13 protein-coding genes are annotated in these 18,715 nt (G+C 57.0%); 8 read left to right on the top strand and 5 right to left on the bottom strand.

The window, feature by feature from the left end; translation table 11 throughout:
* The first annotated feature begins 14 nt into the window (after positions 1-14).
* The 7 genes from ACR3FC_RS20400 (at position 15) to dmdD (ending at position 10,182) form a co-directional block, all read left to right on the top strand.
* A complete protein-coding gene (locus ACR3FC_RS20400) occupies positions 15-1,667 on the top strand; it encodes an electron transfer flavoprotein-ubiquinone oxidoreductase (RefSeq protein ID WP_480478254.1) in 1,653 nt (550 codons plus the stop codon).
* A gap of 15 nt (positions 1,668-1,682) precedes the next feature.
* The gene (locus ACR3FC_RS20395) at positions 1,683-2,129 is read left to right on the top strand and encodes a MaoC family dehydratase (protein ID WP_480478251.1); all 447 of its coding nucleotides are present in this window, start codon (positions 1,683-1,685) and stop codon (positions 2,127-2,129) included.
* 24 nt (positions 2,130-2,153) lie between these two features.
* Positions 2,154-3,905 (top strand): PHA/PHB synthase family protein, encoded by a 1,752-nt coding sequence (locus ACR3FC_RS20390; protein ID WP_480478249.1) that lies wholly within the window; start codon positions 2,154-2,156, stop codon positions 3,903-3,905.
* Between the two features lie 65 nt (positions 3,906-3,970).
* Positions 3,971-6,229: a 3-hydroxyacyl-CoA dehydrogenase/enoyl-CoA hydratase family protein gene (locus tag ACR3FC_RS20385; RefSeq protein ID WP_480478247.1), complete on the top strand. Its 2,259-nt coding sequence runs from the start codon at positions 3,971-3,973 to the stop codon at positions 6,227-6,229.
* A 44-nt stretch (positions 6,230-6,273) separates the two neighbouring features.
* Positions 6,274-7,914, top strand: a complete 1,641-nt coding sequence (locus ACR3FC_RS20380) for an acyl-CoA synthetase (RefSeq protein WP_480478245.1) — start codon at positions 6,274-6,276, stop codon at positions 7,912-7,914.
* A gap of 77 nt (positions 7,915-7,991) precedes the next feature.
* Entirely contained in the window at positions 7,992-9,167 is a 1,176-nt protein-coding gene (locus ACR3FC_RS20375) for an acetyl-CoA C-acyltransferase family protein (RefSeq protein WP_480478243.1), read from the top strand.
* Positions 9,168-9,363: 196 nt separating this feature from the next.
* A complete protein-coding gene (gene dmdD / locus ACR3FC_RS20370) occupies positions 9,364-10,182 on the top strand; it encodes a methylthioacryloyl-CoA hydratase (RefSeq protein WP_480478241.1) in 819 nt (272 codons plus the stop codon).
* Between the two features lie 84 nt (positions 10,183-10,266).
* Here the strand turns inward: dmdD and ACR3FC_RS20365 are convergent, their stop codons facing one another.
* Positions 10,267-11,277 (bottom strand): IS30 family transposase, encoded by a 1,011-nt coding sequence (locus ACR3FC_RS20365; RefSeq protein WP_480478239.1) that lies wholly within the window; start codon positions 11,275-11,277, stop codon positions 10,267-10,269.
* A gap of 159 nt (positions 11,278-11,436) precedes the next feature.
* Here ACR3FC_RS20365 and ACR3FC_RS20360 point away from each other — a divergent pair, with 159 nt between their 5' ends.
* On the top strand, positions 11,437-12,078 hold the full coding sequence (locus ACR3FC_RS20360; RefSeq protein WP_424991127.1) for a hypothetical protein: 642 nt from the start codon (positions 11,437-11,439) through the stop codon (positions 12,076-12,078).
* Here ACR3FC_RS20360 and ACR3FC_RS20355 read toward each other — a convergent pair.
* From ACR3FC_RS20355 to ACR3FC_RS20340, 4 genes are all read right to left on the bottom strand, one after another.
* Entirely contained in the window at positions 12,075-12,590 is a 516-nt protein-coding gene (locus ACR3FC_RS20355; protein ID WP_424991126.1) for a disulfide bond formation protein B, read from the bottom strand. The genes ACR3FC_RS20360 and ACR3FC_RS20355 overlap by 4 nt on opposite strands.
* Positions 12,591-12,691: 101 nt before the next feature.
* Positions 12,692-13,033: a copper-binding protein gene (locus tag ACR3FC_RS20350; RefSeq protein WP_013959881.1), complete on the bottom strand. Its 342-nt coding sequence runs from the start codon at positions 13,031-13,033 to the stop codon at positions 12,692-12,694.
* A 33-nt stretch (positions 13,034-13,066) separates the two neighbouring features.
* Complete coding sequence (locus tag ACR3FC_RS20345; RefSeq protein WP_093454932.1) at positions 13,067-16,249, bottom strand: efflux RND transporter permease subunit; 3,183 nt, start codon at positions 16,247-16,249, stop codon at positions 13,067-13,069.
* Positions 16,246-18,669 carry an efflux RND transporter periplasmic adaptor subunit gene (locus ACR3FC_RS20340; RefSeq protein WP_480478237.1) on the bottom strand — a complete coding sequence of 808 codons (2,424 nt, stop codon included), beginning with the start codon at positions 18,667-18,669 and terminating at the stop codon, positions 16,246-16,248. Before ACR3FC_RS20340 ends, ACR3FC_RS20345 begins: the two co-directional genes overlap by 4 nt.
* Positions 18,670-18,715: the final 46 nt, after the last annotated feature.

Raw genomic sequence — 18,715 nt, 5'->3', positions numbered from 1 at the left:
CAGGAGGTGAAACTATGTCAGAATTCGAACGTGAAAGCATGGCCTATGACGTTGTGATTGTCGGGGCAGGGCCGTCGGGCCTTTCTGCGGCGATCCGGCTGAAACAGCTCGATCCGGATCTGGCAGTTGTGGTGCTGGAAAAAGGCTCCGAAGTTGGTGCGCATATTCTGTCGGGGGCGGTTCTGGACCCGTCAGGCCTCACTCGGCTGATCCCCGACTGGAAGGAGAGAGGCGCGCCGGTCACCGTCAAGGTCAAGGAAGACAACTTCTATGTGCTTGGGGAGGCGGGCCAGCTTCGCATCCCCAATGCCTTGCTGCCGCCCTTGATGAACAACCACGGCAATTACATCGTATCGATGGGCAACGTCTGCCGCTGGCTTGCCGAGCAGGCCGAAGAACTGGGCGTCGAAATCTTTCCCGGCATGGCCTGTTCCGCGCTGGTTTGGCACGATGACGGTAGCCTGAAAGGCGTGATCGCTGGCGAGTTCGGTAAGGAACCCGATGGCACGCCGGGGCCGGGTTACGAGCCGGGGATGGAACTGCATGGTAAATACATATTCCTGTCCGAAGGCGTACGCGGTTCGCTCTCCAAAGACGTGATCGCACGGTTCAAGCTGGATGCCGACTGTGATGTTCCCAAGTTCGGCATCGGCATGAAAGAAATCTGGGAAGTTGACCCGGAGAAGCACAACGAAGGCGAGGTCACACATACGATGGGTTGGCCGCTCGGGTTCGGGAACGGCGGGGGATCCTTCGTCTATCATCTTGATAACAATCAGGTCTACGTCGGCTATATCATCGACCTGAATTACAAGAATCCTTACCTTTTCCCTTACATGGAGTTCCAGCGCTTCAAGCATCACCCAAAAGTTGCGGCGCTGTTGAAGGGGGGCAAGCGTGTCGCCTACGGCGCCCGGGCGGTAACCAAGGGCGGCTATCAGTCGATCCCGCAAGTGGCCTTCCCTGGCGGCGTGTTGCTGGGGTGTTCCGCTGGTCTGGTGAACCTGCCGCGCATCAAGGGCAATCACAACGCGATGCATTCTGGCATCGAAGCGGCGGAGGCGGCCCATGCCGCGATGTCCGAAGGCCGCTCTGGCGATACGCTTCAGGCCTATGAAACGGCCCTTCGTCGTGGTGCCGTGGGCAGAGATCTCAAGATCGTGCGCAACGTCGCGCCGCTGAATGGCAAGTTCGGCCCCTTGGGCGGGCTCACGCTGGGCGGTTTCGACATGTGGTTCCAGACAATTTTCCGGTTCTCACTATTCGGCACGGTCAAGCACGGAAAGAACGATGCTAAATCGACCGAACCCGCCTCGAAGCACAAGCCGATCGACTACCCCAAACCCAATGGGGTTCTGTCCTTTGACCGACTGACCAACGTGTCTTTCGCTGCGACCAACCACGCCGAAGAGCAGCCCTGCCATCTGCAACTCATCGACCCTGACGTACCGATCCGAGTCAACCTGCCGCAATTCGCGGAGCCGGCTCAGCGCTACTGTCCTGCCGGTGTCTATGAAGTGATCGCGGAAGAAGGCAAAGACCCGCGCTTTGTGGTCAATTTTCAGAACTGCGTCCACTGCAAGACCTGCGACATCAAAGACCCCAGCCAAAACATCAACTGGGTCACCCCACAGGGCGGCGACGGTCCAAACTATCCCAACATGTGATCTCAGGAGGATCCTATGAACGAATTGAATGGGTACGACATCGAGGATTTGCAGGTTGGAATGACAGCCGCCTTTTCCAAGACGATTACAGAGGCGGATATCATTCTTTTTGCCGGAGCTTCCGGTGACAATAACGCCATCCACATCAACGAAGAATTTGCCAAGACGACACCGTTCAAGGGGCGTATTGCGCACGGGTTCCTCACAGCGAGTACAATCTCGGCGGCAATTGCGAACCGCCTTCCAGGGCCGGGCTCGATTTACATGTCTCAGCAGATGAAGTTCGTCGGACCGGTCCGTCCTGGAGATACAGTGCAAGCTCTGGTTCGGGTGAAAGATGTCGACATGGAAAAGAGCCGTGTCTTGTTGGAAACCATCTGTTCAGTCGAAGGCAGGAATGTCGTCGAAGGCGAAGCATTGATCCGCACGACATCAAAAGCGCGGCGCGAAGCCAAGAACTAATTTTAGATCTAAAGGTTCAACCAAATGGAAATCGAACGGCTCCAGCAACAAATGTCGGATTGGTCCGAGCTTCTTACCCGTACCCAATTGGCGTTTCAGAAGTCCGGGCGGCTGGCTGCTGATAAAGCGACAGGAGACGAGTTCTCGCTTGTTGATTTCAATTCCGTTTTGAATGCTTATCTTTCCGAATTGCCCAAGCTCCTGTCAGATCCGGTGCGCATGACTCAATGCGTTCAGACATACTGGTTGGACTGGGCAAAAGCCTGGACGCCAGCATGGCAGGATGGACAGCCGAGGACAAAGGACAAGCGGTTTCGAGATGAACGCTGGGACTCGGATCCAGCATTGAAAGGATTGAAAGAAAGTCACATTGCCCTTGAAAAGGCGACCGCTCAATTCCTGTCGGGCTTGCCAGAAGATTCAAGAGAGGCATTGCGGGTCAAATTCTACACCCGCCAGATGTTGTCGGCAATGTCCCCGGCAAACCACCTTTTGCTCAACCCGACGGCACGCGACAAGCTGATTGAAAGCGAAGGACAGAGCATCCTAGACGGGTTTCGGAACTTTGTGGAAGATCTGGAGCGCGGGGACGGGCGTCTGGATATTGCGACTAACGATGCACAGGCATTTGTCGTAGGACAAGACCTGGCCGCGACACCCGGCAAGGTCATCTTCGAGAATGAGCTCATGCAGCTCATCCACTACGCGCCTCTGACAGAAACGCAGAAGAAGCGCCCGTTGATCTTTGTACCGCCCTGGATCAACAAGTTTTACATCTTCGACATGCGACCACACAATTCAATGGTGCGCTATATGTTGGAACAAGGCCACAGCGTTTTCCTCATTTCCTGGGTGAACCCGACAAAAGAGCACGCCCATCTGAGTTTCGAAGATTACATGAAGTTGGGGCCCTTGGCGGCGCTGGATGTTGCTCAGAAGGCAACCGGTGAAAAGAAGTTTGACATACTTGGATTTTGCATCGGCGGCATCCTTGTGACGGCTACTTTGGCCTATCTCGCGGCGAAAAAAGACAGGCGCATCGTGACTGCCACGACATTGGCGACGATGGTTGATTTCGAAGACGTAGGCGAGACAGGTGTCTTCATCGACAACGACCAACTTGCATCAATGCGCAAGCATATGAAGGAGACAGGTTATCTGGAAGCAAGCCACCTTCAGGATATGTTTTCTATGATGCGGGAAAATGATCTTATCTGGTCATTCCATGTCATGAATTATCTGATGGGCAACAAGCCGCCCGCCTTTGACTTGCTGTACTGGAATGCGGACAGCACCCGTCTGCCGGCCGCCATGCTGCTATGGTATCTTGAGCATGTCTATCTTGAAAACGGGCTGCGCAAACCAGGACATCTGGTTCTCGACGGTGTGCCGATCGATATTTCGAAAATCAACATCCCGATGTTTGTTCTGGCGACCAAGGAAGACCATATCGCCCTTTGGAAGTCGATCTACCCGGCGACACAGCTTTTGGCAGGCGATGTGACCTTCGTTCTGGGTGGCTCAGGGCATATTGCGGGTGTGATCAACCCACCGGCCTCGAAGCCCAAATATGGCTACTGGACAAACGAAGATTACCCTGCCGACCATGAACAGTGGTTTTCGGGCGCAGAGCAGCATGAAGGCTCATGGTGGCCGGCCTGGACAGAGTGGATCACCGATCACACATCTGAAAAGGAAGTGCCTGCACGCATTCCGGGTGAAGGTGGGATGCCAGCCATAGAAGATGCCCCCGGACGATACGTCCTCGCAAAGTAAGGAAAATTCGGGTTTGCACGAGCGAACTCCGAGTTTCGGTGTCGAGATCCAAAGGACAAGTAGGCATGGTCAAAACCGCATGGGGCGTTGAGCGAACCGAGTGCAAAAAAGTTGCTGTTATTGGTGGTGGCAATATGGGCGGCGGCATTGCCGCACAATTTGCAAATGCAGGTGTCGCGGTCGAACTATTGGACGTTCCAGGCGCAGGACCATCCCGGAATGAACCTGCCCAACTTGGCCTGGAACGCCAGAAATCCGCAAACGCTTTTATGGTCGAATCTGCCGTTGAGCAGATACGCATCGGCAACACGGAAGATCATCTGGATCGTGTCGCTGAAGCAGACTGGATTGTCGAGGCGATCATCGAAGACCTGTCACTAAAGCAATCTCTCTATGCACGCATCGAACCGCTGCTGAAGCCAGGGGCGATCATCTCTTCCAATACCTCGACGATACCGAGATCAAAATTGATTGAAGCGCGCGGTAAGGCGTTTCAGGACAGCTTTATCATCAGCCATTTCTTCAATCCTCCACGGCGGATGGAATTGCTGGAACTCGTTAGCTCGGGCGAGAGCCAAACCTATCAGGCAGCGGCGGATGTCGCGCGGGTTGCGCTTGGCAAAACCATCGTTGAATGCCGCGATACCCCCGGTTTCATCGCGAACCGGATCGGATGCACATGGATGTCTGTCGCCGTCACCGAGGCGGTCCGGCTTGGCATCACTGTCGAAGAGGCCGACGCGATCCATTTCGCACTGGGCCTGCCCCGCACGGGGGTGTTTGGCTTGCTGGATTTGGTCGGCATCGACGTCATCCCCTATATCTGGGGATCGCTCATGACGAATTTGCCGGAAGATGATCTGATCAACGCCTACGATCTGCCGGGCCTTGGGATCATTTCAGTTTTGATTGGAAAGGGCTACTTGGGGCGCAAAACCGGCGCGGGGTTCTACCGGCGCACCACAGACGGCAAACGCGAAGTGCTGGATCTGCGCGACGCTGAGTATCGCGCCCATAGCGGGTTTGCGGTCGGTAACCTTCCCGGTTGTGGCAAGGATCTGGATGCATTGTTGTCGGATGACGGAGTTCATGGGGAGTATGCGCGCGCGGTTCTGGGAAATGTCGCGGCCTATGCGATTGCCCATGCAAACGAGATTGCACCGGGATTTGATGAAATCGATCTGGCGATGCAGCTTGGGTACGCGTGGCACCAAGGACCAATTGCGCTGGTGAATCGGTTGGCGCCGCAAACCCGCGGCATGCTTGCAAAAACCTACCAAGGCAGTGGGGATTTGGTCGCGGCGCCGGCAAACGTAGCTGTGGCAAGCGCCGATCGTGTCGCGCGGGCCAAAGCGCAGGGCGCGCCGCTGGCAAGCAATGACAGTGCGGCCTTGTTGGACATCGGCGACGGGCTGGTGTGTCTGGACATAAGAACCAAGATGCACGCCATTGACGGACGGGTACTGGATATTCTCCGAGAGGGGCTGAACGCATTGGCGGGGTCCGCCCGAGGAATGCTTGTGGGCGACCCCAATGCTCGCATTTTTTCCGCCGGGGCTAACCTGAGCGAAATGGCGGCCTTGATTGAGGCACAGAACTGGGCTGCGATTGAAGAATTTGTGCAACGAGGGCAAGATCTGTTCCTGGCCCTTTCCCTGTCGCAACAGCCCAGCGTCGCCGCCATTCCCGGGCTGGCTTTGGGGGGCGGCTGTGAGCTGGCGATGCATTGCACCGGAACCGTCGCCCATGCCGAGGCGCGGCTGGGCCTCCCTGAACATATGGTCGGGCTGATCCCAGGGTGGGGCGGCGTCCGACGGTTACTGTCGCGGCTCAATCGAAAGGGGCCCACGGCCAACGACGATTTGACGCCGCGTAAGATTTTCAGCGGAATGTCGTCGTCCGAGCCCACCGGGTCTGCGCGTGAGGCCGTCGAACTTGGTCTGCTCGAACCCCACCAAGAGATAGTCATGCATCCCGGTGATCTTTCAGTAGCCGCTATCCAGCGCCTTGAGGAATTGATATCTGTTTCTGCCCCCCGGGAGCCAGAGGCCTGCCAACCGCTTGGCACCGAGCTAGTGTCTGATCTGGTCGCACCTTTTCGTGAACGCCACCGTGAAGGAAAGCTGTCTTCTGAAGATTTTGGTCTGGCCATCCGGGTCGCCGAAGTTTTGACGGGCGGTCAGAACGAAGGACAATCCAAAGTAATGAGCGAAGAAGAGTTTGCGGCCTACGAAAGAGACACCTTCGTGTCGCTGGCACGCAATTCCATCACTCTGAAGCGCATTCAACACATGCTGGAAACAGGAAAGCCGCTGCGGAACTGAACAGTCGTCTTCAATCCAGTGACATTTCTCGGAGGAACCGATCTATGAGCGAAAACATCTATGAAATGGGGCTGGATCAGACCCCGGCAAACTATACACCGCTTACCCCCGTCAGCTTTATGGCGCGGACCGCGCATATCTATCCTAACCGGACAGCGGTGGTCTATAACGAGATCCGGCGCAGCTGGGCGGAAACCTATGATCGCTGTCGACAGTTTGCCAGCGCTTTGTCCAAGCGGGGCTACGGCAAGGGCGATACGGTTTCCATCATCGCAGCCAACATCCCGGAAATCTATGAAGCGCACTTCGCCGTGCCCATGGCTGGTGCGGTTTTGAATACTATCAATACCCGGCTGGATGCCGAAGCGGTAGCCTTCATACTGAACCACGCCGAAACCAAGGTGTTTATAGTTGACCCTGAGCTTTCCGAAGTCGCCGGCAGGGCCGTCAAGATGACCGGTCGGGATGATATTCTGGTTGTCGACATTCTGGACGAAACGTTCGAGGGTGGCGGTCGCGTCGGGTCCATTACCTATGACGAGCTTCTTGCCGAGGGTGACGGCGATTTCATGTGGACGCCCCCGGACAATGAATGGGATGCAATCAGCCTGAACTACACTTCCGGGACGACGGGTGATCCCAAGGGGGTCGTGTATCACTATCGCGGCGCTCATTTGAACTCGTTGTCCAATATCGCCACCTGGGAAATGGGAACGCAGCCTGTTTACCTGTGGACCCTGCCGATGTTCCATTGCAACGGGTGGTGTTTCCCCTGGACCATCGCCGCCGCCGCGGGCACGGTTGTGTGTCTCCGCGCCGTGCGTGACGAGCCGATTTTCCGTCTTATGAAACAGGAAAAGGTTACGCATTTCTGTGGTGCGAGTGTGGTTCTGGCCCTACTGGTCCATGCGCCTGATGACATGAAGGTCGGCCTGCATGCGGGCATCAAGGTCTTGACTGGCGGTGCACCTCCGCCTGCGATCATTATCGAAAAAATGGAAGAGCAGGGATTTGAGGTTACACATGGTTACGGTCTGACCGAAACTTACGGTCCTGCCGTCACCTGTGCCTGGCACGGCGAATGGGACACGCAGCCGGCCTCGGAGCGTGCCGCGTTGAAGGCCCGTCAAGGGGTCCGCAACCTTGCCGCCGAGGGCTTGATGGTCGCTGACCCGGAGACGTTGGAGCCATGCCCTTGGGATGGTGAAACCATGGGTGAGATCTTCATGCGCGGCAATAATGTGATGAAAGGATACTTGAAAAATCCGTCGGCCACGGAAAAGTCCTTCCGTGGTGGTTGGTTTGCAAGCGGTGATCTCGGGGTGATGCATCCCGATGGGTACGTTCAGCTGAAGGACCGTTCCAAAGACATCATTATTTCGGGCGGCGAAAATATTAGTTCGGTCGAAGTCGAGGACGTACTCTATAAACATCCCGCAATAATGGAGGCGGCCGTGGTCGCTCGACCGCACGAAAAATGGGGCGAAACTCCTTGTGCCTATGTTGCTCTAAAACCTGGAGCGTCGGTCACAGAGGCGGAAGTAATCGCCTATTGCCGGGACAATATGGCGAACTTCAAGGCGCCCAAAACAGTGGTTTTTGGTGATTTGCCTAAAACCTCTACGGGCAAGATCCAGAAATTCATCCTAAGGGAGCAGGCCCGAAATCTGCCGCTTCAAAGCTAGGAACCCGTGCGGCAGGCGGGGCAGTGATCCGCCTGCCATTTCATTCGCGCATATGCGCCAAAAAACGTGAGAAACATATGAAAGATATCGTCGTGTTGGGTGGTGCTCGAACCGCCATCGGGACCTTCGGAGGATCACTCGCAGGGACCTCCCCCATCGAAATGGGAACAATCGTCTTCAGGGAAGCTTTGGCGCGTGCTGGCGTGGACGGTGGCCAGATAGGCAATGTGGTTATGGGCCACGTTATCAATACCGAACCTCGCGACATGTATGTGAGTCGCGCGGCTTCGGTGGCCGCAGGTGTTTCTGAAACTGCTCCTGCGTTGACACTGAACCGGCTTTGCGGATCAGGGCTTCAGGCTATTGTCACGGCGTCGCAGTCTCTGATGCTTGGGGATGCGGACTTTGCGCTGGCTGGTGGCTCTGAAAACATGAGCCGGGCCCCTTACATCATGCCCTCGGTGCGGTGGGGTCAAAAGATGGGCGATACCAGCGCAATTGACATGATGGTTGGTGCCCTCACCTGTCCGTTCGGCACGGGCCATATGGGGGTCACCGCCGAAAATGTCGCAGAAGAACATTCCATCACGCGCGAAGCACAGGATGCATTTGCGTTGGAAAGCCAGGCCCGGGCAGCACGTGCTATCGAAGCCGGTTATTTCAAGGATCAGATCGTTCCCGTCGAGGTCAAGCAGCGCCGAGACACAGTTTCGTTTGACACCGATGAACATCTAAAACCGACCACTCTGGAAGGTTTGAGCAAGCTTCGCCCTGCATTCCGAAAGGACGGATCGGTAACCGCGGGAAACGCATCGGGTCTGAACGATGGCGCGGCAGCCGTCGTGTTGGCGACAGCGGCCGCCGCAGAAACCGCAGGCCTGAAACCCCGTGCCCGCATAGCAGGCTATAATATCGCGGGAGTTCGGCCTGAAGTCATGGGGATTGGTCCCATTCCTGCTGTCCAAGGTTTGCTGGAAAGGTCCGGCCTCGCCATTTCTGATTTTGATGTGATCGAATCCAACGAAGCCTTCGCCGCGCAAGCGCTCGCGGTTTCCAAGCAACTGGGCCTCGATCCGGCGAAGGTTAATCCGAACGGTGGCGCGATTGCCCTTGGCCATCCGATCGGTGCGTCGGGCACAATTATTTTTGTAAAGGCGCTGTACGAACTGGAGCGGATCGGTGGCCGATACGCTTTGATCACCATGTGTATTGGGGGCGGCCAAGGCATCGCAGTCGCAATCGAGCGACTCTGAGTTTCCAGCGGTATCCGGTCCCGAGCCGGTTTCGGATACCGCCGACCGAGACAGGTCTTCCGACGCCTCTGGAAGATTTCTGTCGCTTGCGGGATTATCCAGTGGTGAATGCTGCGCGCACCTTGCTGCTGGCCCCTTTGCCTGCAACGGCTGGTCGTTTCCGCAAAGGCGTAGCAACATGGTTGGAGGACCGAACATGAATAACGTCGTGAGCCCGGATAGTTATGAAAGACTGGCGATCTCGTCGCATGACAACGGTTTGTACGTCGTCAAGTTGAACCGCCCCTCCAAGCGCAACGCTTTGGATGTGGCGACCGTTGAGGAGTTGATCCGCTTCTTCAGCGGCGCACGAATGGCGGGCGTGAAAGCAGTCGTGCTGGCCGGGGAGGGTGACCATTTTTGTGCCGGTTTGGACCTTGTAGAGCACTGGCAAGCTGATCGCAGTCCAGACGAATTCATGCATGTCTGCCTCCGCTGGCACGAGGCTTTCAACAAGATGGAATATGGCGGCGTCCCGATCATTGCTGCATTGCAAGGCGCGGTTGTTGGTGGCGGGCTGGAGCTTGCCAGCGCGGCGCATGTGCGTGTGATCGATCCCGGCACATATTTCGCGCTGCCCGAAGGTCAGCGCGGTATCTTCACCGGCGGCGGTGCCACGATACGTGTGTCCGATATGATCGGGAAATACCGGATGATCGACATGATCCTGACAGGCCGTGTCTATCAAGGTCAAGAGGCTGTCGATCTCGGGCTGGCACAATATATTGTCGAAGAAGGCCTCAGTTTCGAAAAAGCGATGGAGATCGCGGACAAAGTTGCCCGCAACCTGCCTCTCACCAACTTTGCGATATGTTCTGCAGTGAGCCACATGAATAACATGTCCGGATTGGACGCAGCTTTTGCTGAAGCCTTCGTTGGCGGTATCGTTAATACTCAACCGGATGCCCGGGCCCGTCTGGAAGCATTCGCAAACAAGACAGCTGCAAGGGTGAGGCCTAAAAACCCGACGGAGTAGGCGCCTGGTTTGGTCGCGGCGAGACCCAGTTTGGAATTTGCCCGCTGTGAACTCACGGCGAAGTGCAATTTCTGATATGTCTTTTTATTCCAATCGGTTCTGGATTTCCATCAGCTTGGATTCGAAGATTTCGGCAGGCGTCCGGTAGCCGAGGCACTTGCGCGGCGTAGAGTTGAGGCGCTGGCAAATCGACCTCAAATATCGGTTTGTCAGCGCCGTCGGTTCGGTGGAACGGGGCAGGTACTTTCGCAGCCTGTTGTTCGTATTCTCGACGGTGCCTTTCTGCCAAGGCGCCTGAGGATCGCAGAACCAACTATCCGCGCCGATCCCGGCCTTGAGGCGTCGCCAGGCAGAAAACTCGGCGCCTCGGTCGAAGGTGATGGACTGTCGCGCATCTGCGGGCAGGGGAGCCAGGCCGTTGATCAGCGCTTCCATGATCGGCTTCGACCGGCGATCTTCGTTGCGCATGACGACGGCATAGCGGCTGACGCGCTCGACAAGCGACGTTACGTTGACCTTCCCGTGCTCTTTGCGGAACATCATCAGATCACACTCCCAATGGCCGAACTCAGCGCGTTCAGAGATGCGCTGTGGCCTGCGGGATAGGCTTTGGACGTCGAAGATATGTGTCCTGTTGTGCCTGCGGTAACCACGTGGCCTGCGACGGCGGCGGTGCTCCGGCAGATGGCGAAAGAATTGTTCGTCGCGGCCGTCTTTGGAATAGGCGAAGCGGTAGATCGTCTCGTGGCTCACACGGATCGGATGGCGCTCCAGGCGCATACGGCCTGCGATTTGTTCTGGCGACCCACCGGCCTTGAGCCGATCTTCGATGGCGGCTTTGAGTTCCGGGTGCACAATCATCTTGCGATGAACAGCACGGCGCTTCTCGTACATGTTCTGGGCATTCAACGCGTAGTAGCCGTTCAACTCGGGCAATTCCTTGTCGCCATAGAAATTCCGCTTCAGTTCGCGGTAGATTGTCGAGGGCGCACGGCCAAGCCGATCAGCAATCTCCGGCACTGGCATTTTGGCTTCACGCCACTTGTCGATCTTGCGTCGTTCTTCCAAGCTCAGGTGAGGGTAGTAGCGTCCCATTTGTGATCCTCCAGGCAACATTCTGTTTTGATACAGAATTTGCACTTCGGATGTGAATCCACCCGCCAACAGATCGTGTACCGATAATGAAGTTTATGTAAAATTTTAACGTTCGCGGAGAAAGTCGACTGTTGCCTCCCGACATGCCAACCTGCTCATATGCAACGGTTCTTCTCAACCAAGATGCCGGGCGTGAAATTTGTAATGAACGTCTTGGTCTTCAGCCTGATCGGGCTCCTACCGGTCTTGCTCGTTTATGTCATGCGTGCGCCTGGATTTGCTTCTGCGTTGATGGACAGTGGACCGGCATTATCACGATTTCTCAGACAGGTTCTGACGAATGGGCTACCGGTCATCTTTATCGTCAACTACGTCGGCTTCTTCCTGTTTGCGGTGTTGAATGCGAAAGACACCAATAGCCGTGATCCGGCGGTATTCATTCTCTTCGATGTGATAACTCGCGTCGCTCTTTTTCTCGTTCTCCACGCCTTCATTTACGTGCTTTCCGCCAGTTGGTTCGGCTCTTTTGGAGGCAGTCGGGCGACGGCTCTTTCAGTGGTTGCGCCCACACTGGCGCGGTCAGCACTCTTTGAAAACATATCCGGAGTCTACCTGTACGCCACTTTGGTAAGTGCACTGCCGCTCTATGTTACGGCAGCCGGAAAGTCGGCAATCCTGAGACCATTCGTTGATCTCTTCCCAAGGAAAATGGGCGCGGTTTCGGTTGCTCTCCTCGCTTTTTTGTCGGCCGCTGTGTGTCTGACGGCTATTGCCGTCGTCATCCTGCGTCTTCAGAGCTAGATTGCCGTCGCGCTCTCACGTGAGCGCGACGCGCGCCATGCTTTGGCAAAGGCCAGAACCCAGAGCCCTGCAAGAAGGAAACTCCAAAGCGCGTTCCAACTCGCCATAGACAGGCTGAAGAACTCCCAGGCGACTTGGTCGCACATGACCAAGGCTGACGGCGCGGATGATGCAGAGGGCAGAAGGTCCGCACCGGACAAGTTCGACATATCAAGACCAGAGCCGGTGCACGCCGTCGGACCTTCCCACCAACCCCGTTCGACGCCGGTGTGGAAAATCCCGATGCCTGCTGTCGTGAACGCTGCGGCAGCGCCTGCCATCAGTAGTAGTAAGATGGGCAAACCAACCATGAGGAGCGCGCCAATAGCGATGGCGATCGCGTGAGGGTATCGCTGCCAAATGCACATCGCGCATGGTGCGTAGCCCGCTGCCTGAAACAAGAAGGCAGCCAGCAAAAGAACGGCCGATCCGCCGGCAGCGATCAAACCAAGTTGTTTCGAAGACAGCGGCATTCACTTTCCTTTCGCCTACACGCAGCTCGGCGGTCGAACTCGGTGTACCTCTCCAAGTACGCGCCGCAGTTGCCGATTTCTCGGCAACTGCGCATTCGTGATCAGTTCGGCATTATGGCCCCGATTGCGTACATGCCATCCTCGCCCTTGACGAGCATCAGGGTCACCTCGTCACCATCGGTCACCTCGCCCATCATCTGCGCGTTTTCCAGAACCGTCATATCCATCGTCATTGCAGGCCAGCCGATCTCGGGAATCGGGTCATGGCTCACGTTGGCCGTGCCGTCGCCGATGGAATTGATCACGGCCTTTGCGTGAACTGCGCCCTCCATTTGTTCGGCGGACATCGGCATGTCCGAATGATCCATATTGTGGTTCATTTGTGCGATAGCCCCTGTCGCGGACAGGGTCAGAAGTGCGAGACTTGCAGTCAGTATCTTCATGAGAAGCTCCATTCTTGAGGTTTGTGCGTTCGATTATTCGGCAGGCAGTGCTGCATCGACGGGCTGCTGAATTGGGGACGTGATTTCGCGGTTAACGCGTTTCAGCGCGAGCCGTTTCCAAATCACGAATATGGAAGGAATGACAAAAAGCGTCAGCAGGGTCGCTGTCACCATACCGCCGATCATCGGTGCAGCGATGCGTTGCATGATCTCCGAGCCGGTGCCGGTGCCATACATGATCGGTATCAGCGCCGCGAAGATGGTGGCCACGGTCATGACTTTGGGTCTCACCCGAAGAACAGCTCCTTCAAAGACGGCCTCCTCGATATCGTCTTGTGTCAGCTTGCGGCCTTCGGATTGACCGAGTTTGCGTCGCTTTTCCCAGGCGAGATTGAGATAAAGCAGCATGACGATAGCTGTTTCGACGGCCACGCCGGCCAGGGCAATGAAGCCGACAAGGACGGCGATCGAAATGTCGAAGCTGAGATACCACAGAAACCAGACACCGCCTGCCAACGCGACAGGAAGCGCGGCGAGAATGATGCCAACTTCGATCACCCTATTGAACGCCATGAACAACATCAGCGTGATGATCATAAGCGTGGCGGGGGCGACGATCGCCAGCCGGTCCTGCATCCGCTCGATGTACTCATACTGCCCGGACCATGTCAGAGAATATCCGGGCGGTAGACGCACCTGATCGGCCACGACCCTCTGCGCCTCGGCGACATATCCGCCGAGGTCTCGTCCTGCGATATCGATAAACACGAACCCCGTGCGCCGAGCGTTCTCTGATCGGATCATGCCCGGACCATCCACAATTCGAACATCGGCCAAGGCGGTCAGCGGCACATGAGCCCCCGATGGGGTGACAACGGGCAAGTTTTCGAGGCGTTCGGGGCTGTCGCGCCACGCCTGCGGATAGCGCAGGTTAATCGGAAAGCGCTCCAGCCCTTCAACGGATTCCGATACCTGCATCCCACCGATGGCGGTTTGCACCACATCCTGAACATCCCGCACGCTCATCATGTATCGCGCTGCGGCGTCGCGCTTGACGTCGATTTCTATGAAGCGCCCGCCTACCGGACGCTCCGCATAGGCGGAGGCAGTTCCCTCGATATCCGACACGGCTCGTTCCACTTCGATCCCGATGTCTGTGATGACGTTCAGATCAGCACCCGAAATCTTGACACCAACCGGCGTTCGTATCCCGGTGGCAAGCATGTCGATCCGGTTCTTGATCGGCTGGATCCAGACATTGGTCACGCCAGGGATCTGCACAGCCCGATCAAGCTCATCGCGAATTTTTTCCATGGTCATGCCAGGGCGCCACTCAGCTTCTGGTTTGAGTTGGATCGTGGTTTCCACCATCGTGAGTGGTGCAGGATCGGTCGCTGTCTCTGCGCGCCCCACTTTGCCGTGCACAGTTTCAACCTCTGGGATTGTAGCGATCAGGCGATTGGTCTGCTGCAAGACCTCGCGCGCCTTACCGATCGACACTCCCGGGTAGAAGCTTGGCATGTAGAGGAAGTCGCCCTCATTCAGCTCGGGCATGAACTCGGACCCGAGCCGTTGGTAGGGATACCACATTGAAGCCACGAGGGCACCGGCAAGCAAGGTTGTCGCCCACGGCCAGGCGATGGCTGCGTCCAGAAAGGGACGATACAGGAAGACCACCAATCGGTTCAGTGGGTTTTTGCGCTCGGGCAAAATCCGGCCCCGGACAAAGTATCCCATCAAGACCGGAACCAGTGTGATTGATAGGATCGCGGCGGCGGCCATCGCGTAGGTCTTTGTATAGGCCAGCGGGGCAAAAAGCCTCCCCTCCTGATTTTCCAGCACAAAGACAGGCAGAAAGCTGACCGTGATGATTGCCAAAGAGTAAAAGAGGGCCGGACCGACCTCAGAGGCGCATTCCTGCACGATCCTCCACCTGTTTTCTGCGGTCAGCTTTTCCTTCTCCAGCCGCCTGTGCATCGCCTCGATCATCACGATCGACGCATCGACCATGGCTCCAATGGCAATCGCGATGCCACCAAGCGACATGATGTTCGCATTCACGCCCTGCGCTTTCATCAGAATGAAGGCAGCGAAGATGCCGAGGGGCAACGACAGCAGGATCACCAGTGATGAGCGCAGATGCAGCAGAAAGGCCGCACAGACGAGGACGACGACAACGAATTCCTGCGTCAGCTTCTTCTTGAGATTGTCGATTGCGCGTTCGATCACGCCGGACCGGTCATAGGTCGTGATAATCTCGACACCTTCCGGCAGGTTTGGCCGCAACTCTTCGATGCGGGCCTCCACCGCTTTGATGGTCGCAAGGGCATTGCCACCCCATCGCATGATGACCACGCCGCCAACGGCATCGCCCTGCCCGTCAAACTCTCCGACGCCGCGGCGCAATTCCGGTCCTAGGCGAATGTCAGCAACGTCGCCGAGGGTCAGAGCAGCTCCACGCTCGTTGATCATTAAGGGTGCGCTGGATAGATCAGAAAGCTCATCGATGTATCCGGACGAGCGGATCATGAATTCTGCTTCGCCCATCTCGATCACGCTTCCGCCGGTCTCTCGATTGGCCGCCTGAATCGCGTTCCTGAGTTGTGTCAGCGTGATATCGTAGGCCCGCAATTTGTTCGGATCGACGACGACCTGATACTGTTTGACCATGCCGCCAATCGTTGCGACTTCAGACACACCGTCGACAGCCTGCAGTTCGTATTTCAGAAACCAGTCCTGCAGCGTTCTCAGTTGCGCGAGATCGTGTGTGCCGGTTCTGTCGATCAACGCATATTGGTAGATCCATCCGACCCCGGTGGCATCCGGGCCAAGCTGAGGGGACACTCCGTCCGGCAGGCTCCCGGTGATCTGCCCAAGATATTCGAGGACGCGGGATCTTGCCCAATACAGGTCCGTGCCATCTTCGAAAACGACATAGACAAAACTGTCACCAAAGAAAGAAAAGCCGCGTACATCCTGTGCGCCAGGTACCGCCAGCAACGATGTGGCGAGCGGATAGGTGATCTGGTTTTCGACCACTTGCGGCGCCTGCCCCGGATAAGGGGTGCGGACGATCACCTGCACATCGGACAGGTCCGGTATCGCATCGACCGGTGTCTCGCGGATGGCCCAGATGCCTGCGACACCCATCATGACGGCAAGGACCAGAATGACAAACCTATTGGCCAGCGAGGCGCGGATGATCGCCGGGATCACTGGGTAACCCTCCCGTCACGGACAACATCGATCAATGTCATCGAGAAATCCGGGTTGCGCCGCAGGATGAGCGTGACGTCCGTTCCCACTGTGAGTTGGGAAATCTCGAGCTCCTCAGCCAAGGGAAAATCCATCGTCATTCCGGGCATGCCGATATCGGTCATCGGCCCATGGGTGATGTTCGCCGTCCGTGATTGAGCATCGATGGAGTTGATTTGACCTGAAACCTGCATGGGCGGTGCCACAGGTTCGGCCGCTGCCAGCACCATGTTCATGCCGTCCGGGCGCGCGAAAGTGAGCACCATCTCCACATCTGTCATCAAAGCGGAAGCGTCGAGTGACGGATCAATATCAGAGGCCATGGTCATGCCAGGCATGCCGATATCGGTCATCGGTCCATGGGTGATCGTGGCCTTTGAGGCGTCTGTATCGACACTATCGATCGTGCCTGAGACCACGATGGGCGGTGCCGCAGCTGCCTCAAGCTCGACATCAGACAAGATCATGTTCAAGCCATCCGGCCGTGCAAATGTGAGGGTCATTTGGACGCCGGTTTTCAGCGATGCCATGTCCAAGTCCGGATCGATGGGGAAATCCATGGTCATGCCTGGCATTCCGATCTCAGCCATGGGCCCGTGGGTGATCGTTGCGGTTCCGGAATTCAGATCCAGGTCGTCGATGGTGCCGGACACCATGATCGGCGCTGCGGCATTTGTTTCAGCCGCTTCCACCTCTTCGGGATCGGTGCCCTCGGCGCGGACCGCGACTACGGAGAAAAGGCCGCCATCACCTGCCGTGAGATCGAACTCGATCGGCGCATCGAGGGGCACGGTCTCAAGATCAACCCCCAACACCGGCAGGTCCATCGTCATTGCGGGCCAGCCAAGCTCTGGGATCGGGCCATGCTCCAGCGTTAGCTTGCCATCCGACGTCACCGCGCGTGCAATCCCAGTGCCGGTACCGGCAATTCCATCATCTGGCGCAAGTTCGGTGAGGCTCAGGAGTCCATCTGCGCCACGGGCCACGAGAAACGCGACTGCCTCCCCCTCCTTTAGCCGATCCAGGGGAACATCGGCTCTCACCGGGAAGTCGGATGTCATCGCTGGCCAGTCCAGGCTTTCCAGGGCGTCATGCTGCACGGTTGCCACCCGCTTCTCAGGATCGAGAGCAACGAGAACACCGCTGCCCCGCGCCGGGTCGGCATCCGTTGGCGCCATGCGCGTGAAGCCTGCGCTCAAAGCGCTTTCGCTGTCGATCAGGAACTGTGCGGAGGCAACGACCTCTTCACCCGGACCCAGGCCCTGAAGAATTTCTGTCCGCCCGCCTTCTCCGAAACTGTCCCGGAGACCGGCAGTCACCAATCTCGGTCGGAAGATCCCCTCCCCTGTTTTAAGGATGACGCGCTCAGCCGACCCTGTCCGTATTACGGCCTCAGATGGCACTGTCAGGACTGTACGGATTTCGTTGGGCGTGAGACTGACACTTCCGAACATTCCGGGGCGGAGCACGCCATCGGAATTGTCAAACCTCAGTCGAACAGGAAGCGTTCGTGTTTGAGGATCGAGTTCGGGATAGATGTAGTCGATGTCGCCTTCAAACACGCGCCCAGGCAAGTGTTCGAACCGAGCGATGGCCCGCATATCCTCAGACAGCCGGGCAATATCACGTTCAAAGACATCTACAATGAGCCAGACCTTCGACAAGTCTGCGACGGAGAAGGCAAGCGTTCCAGGTTGCAGATACATGCCATCGGCCGCATTCAGGGCAATGACCACGCCGTTCTGTGGTGCTTCGATCTCGATGTTGCGAACCAATTCGCCGCCCGCCTCTATCTCCGCAACCTGGCGGGCGGACATACCGTGGCTCATCAGCTTGTTGCGCGCCGCATCCAGAATGCGGGGGTCACCATCTTCGACAGCGCGAACAAGATCACCCGTCGCGGCTGCGATGAGTGGAGAAAAGAGCTCGAAAAGAACCTGCTCCCCGGCAACGCGGTCTCCGACCGCTCGGACCTTAAGCCTTTCGACCCAACCTTCTACCCGCGTATGCACATGACTGGTCAGATGCTCGTCATACCCCACGAAACCCACAGTCTCGATCCGAGGTTGCACTTCACTCATGCGGGCGACCGCCGTGCGTACGCCGATCGCGTTGATTTCGGCCGCGTTCAGTGTGACCTCGGCAGGATCACCAGATGGTTCCTGTCCGGCATAGACGGGAATAAGATCCATCCCCATGGGCGACTTGCCCGGTCCTGGTTGACGGAAATTTGGGTCCATGGGCGCAACCCAATAGAGAATCTCGGGGCCTTCAGATCCGCCTTGCACCGCTGGATTCAGGTACAACCGCTCAACGTAGACCCCACCGCCAAGGCCGGCTGCCAAGGCAAGAACTGAAAGTGCCGCGTATCTTCCACGCATAAACATCGTCTCCTGACGGCTGCATTGGATGCAGCGATCGATTGGT

This window comes from Ruegeria sp. AF3 (assembly GCF_056536285.1).
This window is presented reverse-complemented; position numbering and strand designations above follow the sequence as displayed.

Coding starts and splice junctions, on each gene's coding strand:
- ACR3FC_RS20355 (WP_424991126.1), bottom strand. CDS start 12,590: ATGCCGCTGTCTTCGAAACAACTTGGTTTGATCGCTGCCGGCGGATCG.
- ACR3FC_RS20365 (WP_480478239.1), bottom strand. CDS start 11,277: ATGGGACGCTACTACCCTCACCTGAGCTTGGAAGAACGACGCAAGATC.
- dmdD (WP_480478241.1), top strand. CDS start 9,364: ATGAATAACGTCGTGAGCCCGGATAGTTATGAAAGACTGGCGATCTCG.
- ACR3FC_RS20390 (WP_480478249.1), top strand. CDS start 2,154: ATGGAAATCGAACGGCTCCAGCAACAAATGTCGGATTGGTCCGAGCTT.
- ACR3FC_RS20385 (WP_480478247.1), top strand. CDS start 3,971: ATGGTCAAAACCGCATGGGGCGTTGAGCGAACCGAGTGCAAAAAAGTT.
- ACR3FC_RS20395 (WP_480478251.1), top strand. CDS start 1,683: ATGAACGAATTGAATGGGTACGACATCGAGGATTTGCAGGTTGGAATG.
- ACR3FC_RS20360 (WP_424991127.1), top strand. CDS start 11,437: ATGCAACGGTTCTTCTCAACCAAGATGCCGGGCGTGAAATTTGTAATG.
- ACR3FC_RS20375 (WP_480478243.1), top strand. CDS start 7,992: ATGAAAGATATCGTCGTGTTGGGTGGTGCTCGAACCGCCATCGGGACC.
- ACR3FC_RS20380 (WP_480478245.1), top strand. CDS start 6,274: ATGAGCGAAAACATCTATGAAATGGGGCTGGATCAGACCCCGGCAAAC.
- ACR3FC_RS20340 (WP_480478237.1), bottom strand. CDS start 18,669: ATGCGTGGAAGATACGCGGCACTTTCAGTTCTTGCCTTGGCAGCCGGC.
- ACR3FC_RS20350 (WP_013959881.1), bottom strand. CDS start 13,033: ATGAAGATACTGACTGCAAGTCTCGCACTTCTGACCCTGTCCGCGACA.
- ACR3FC_RS20400 (WP_480478254.1), top strand. CDS start 15: ATGTCAGAATTCGAACGTGAAAGCATGGCCTATGACGTTGTGATTGTC.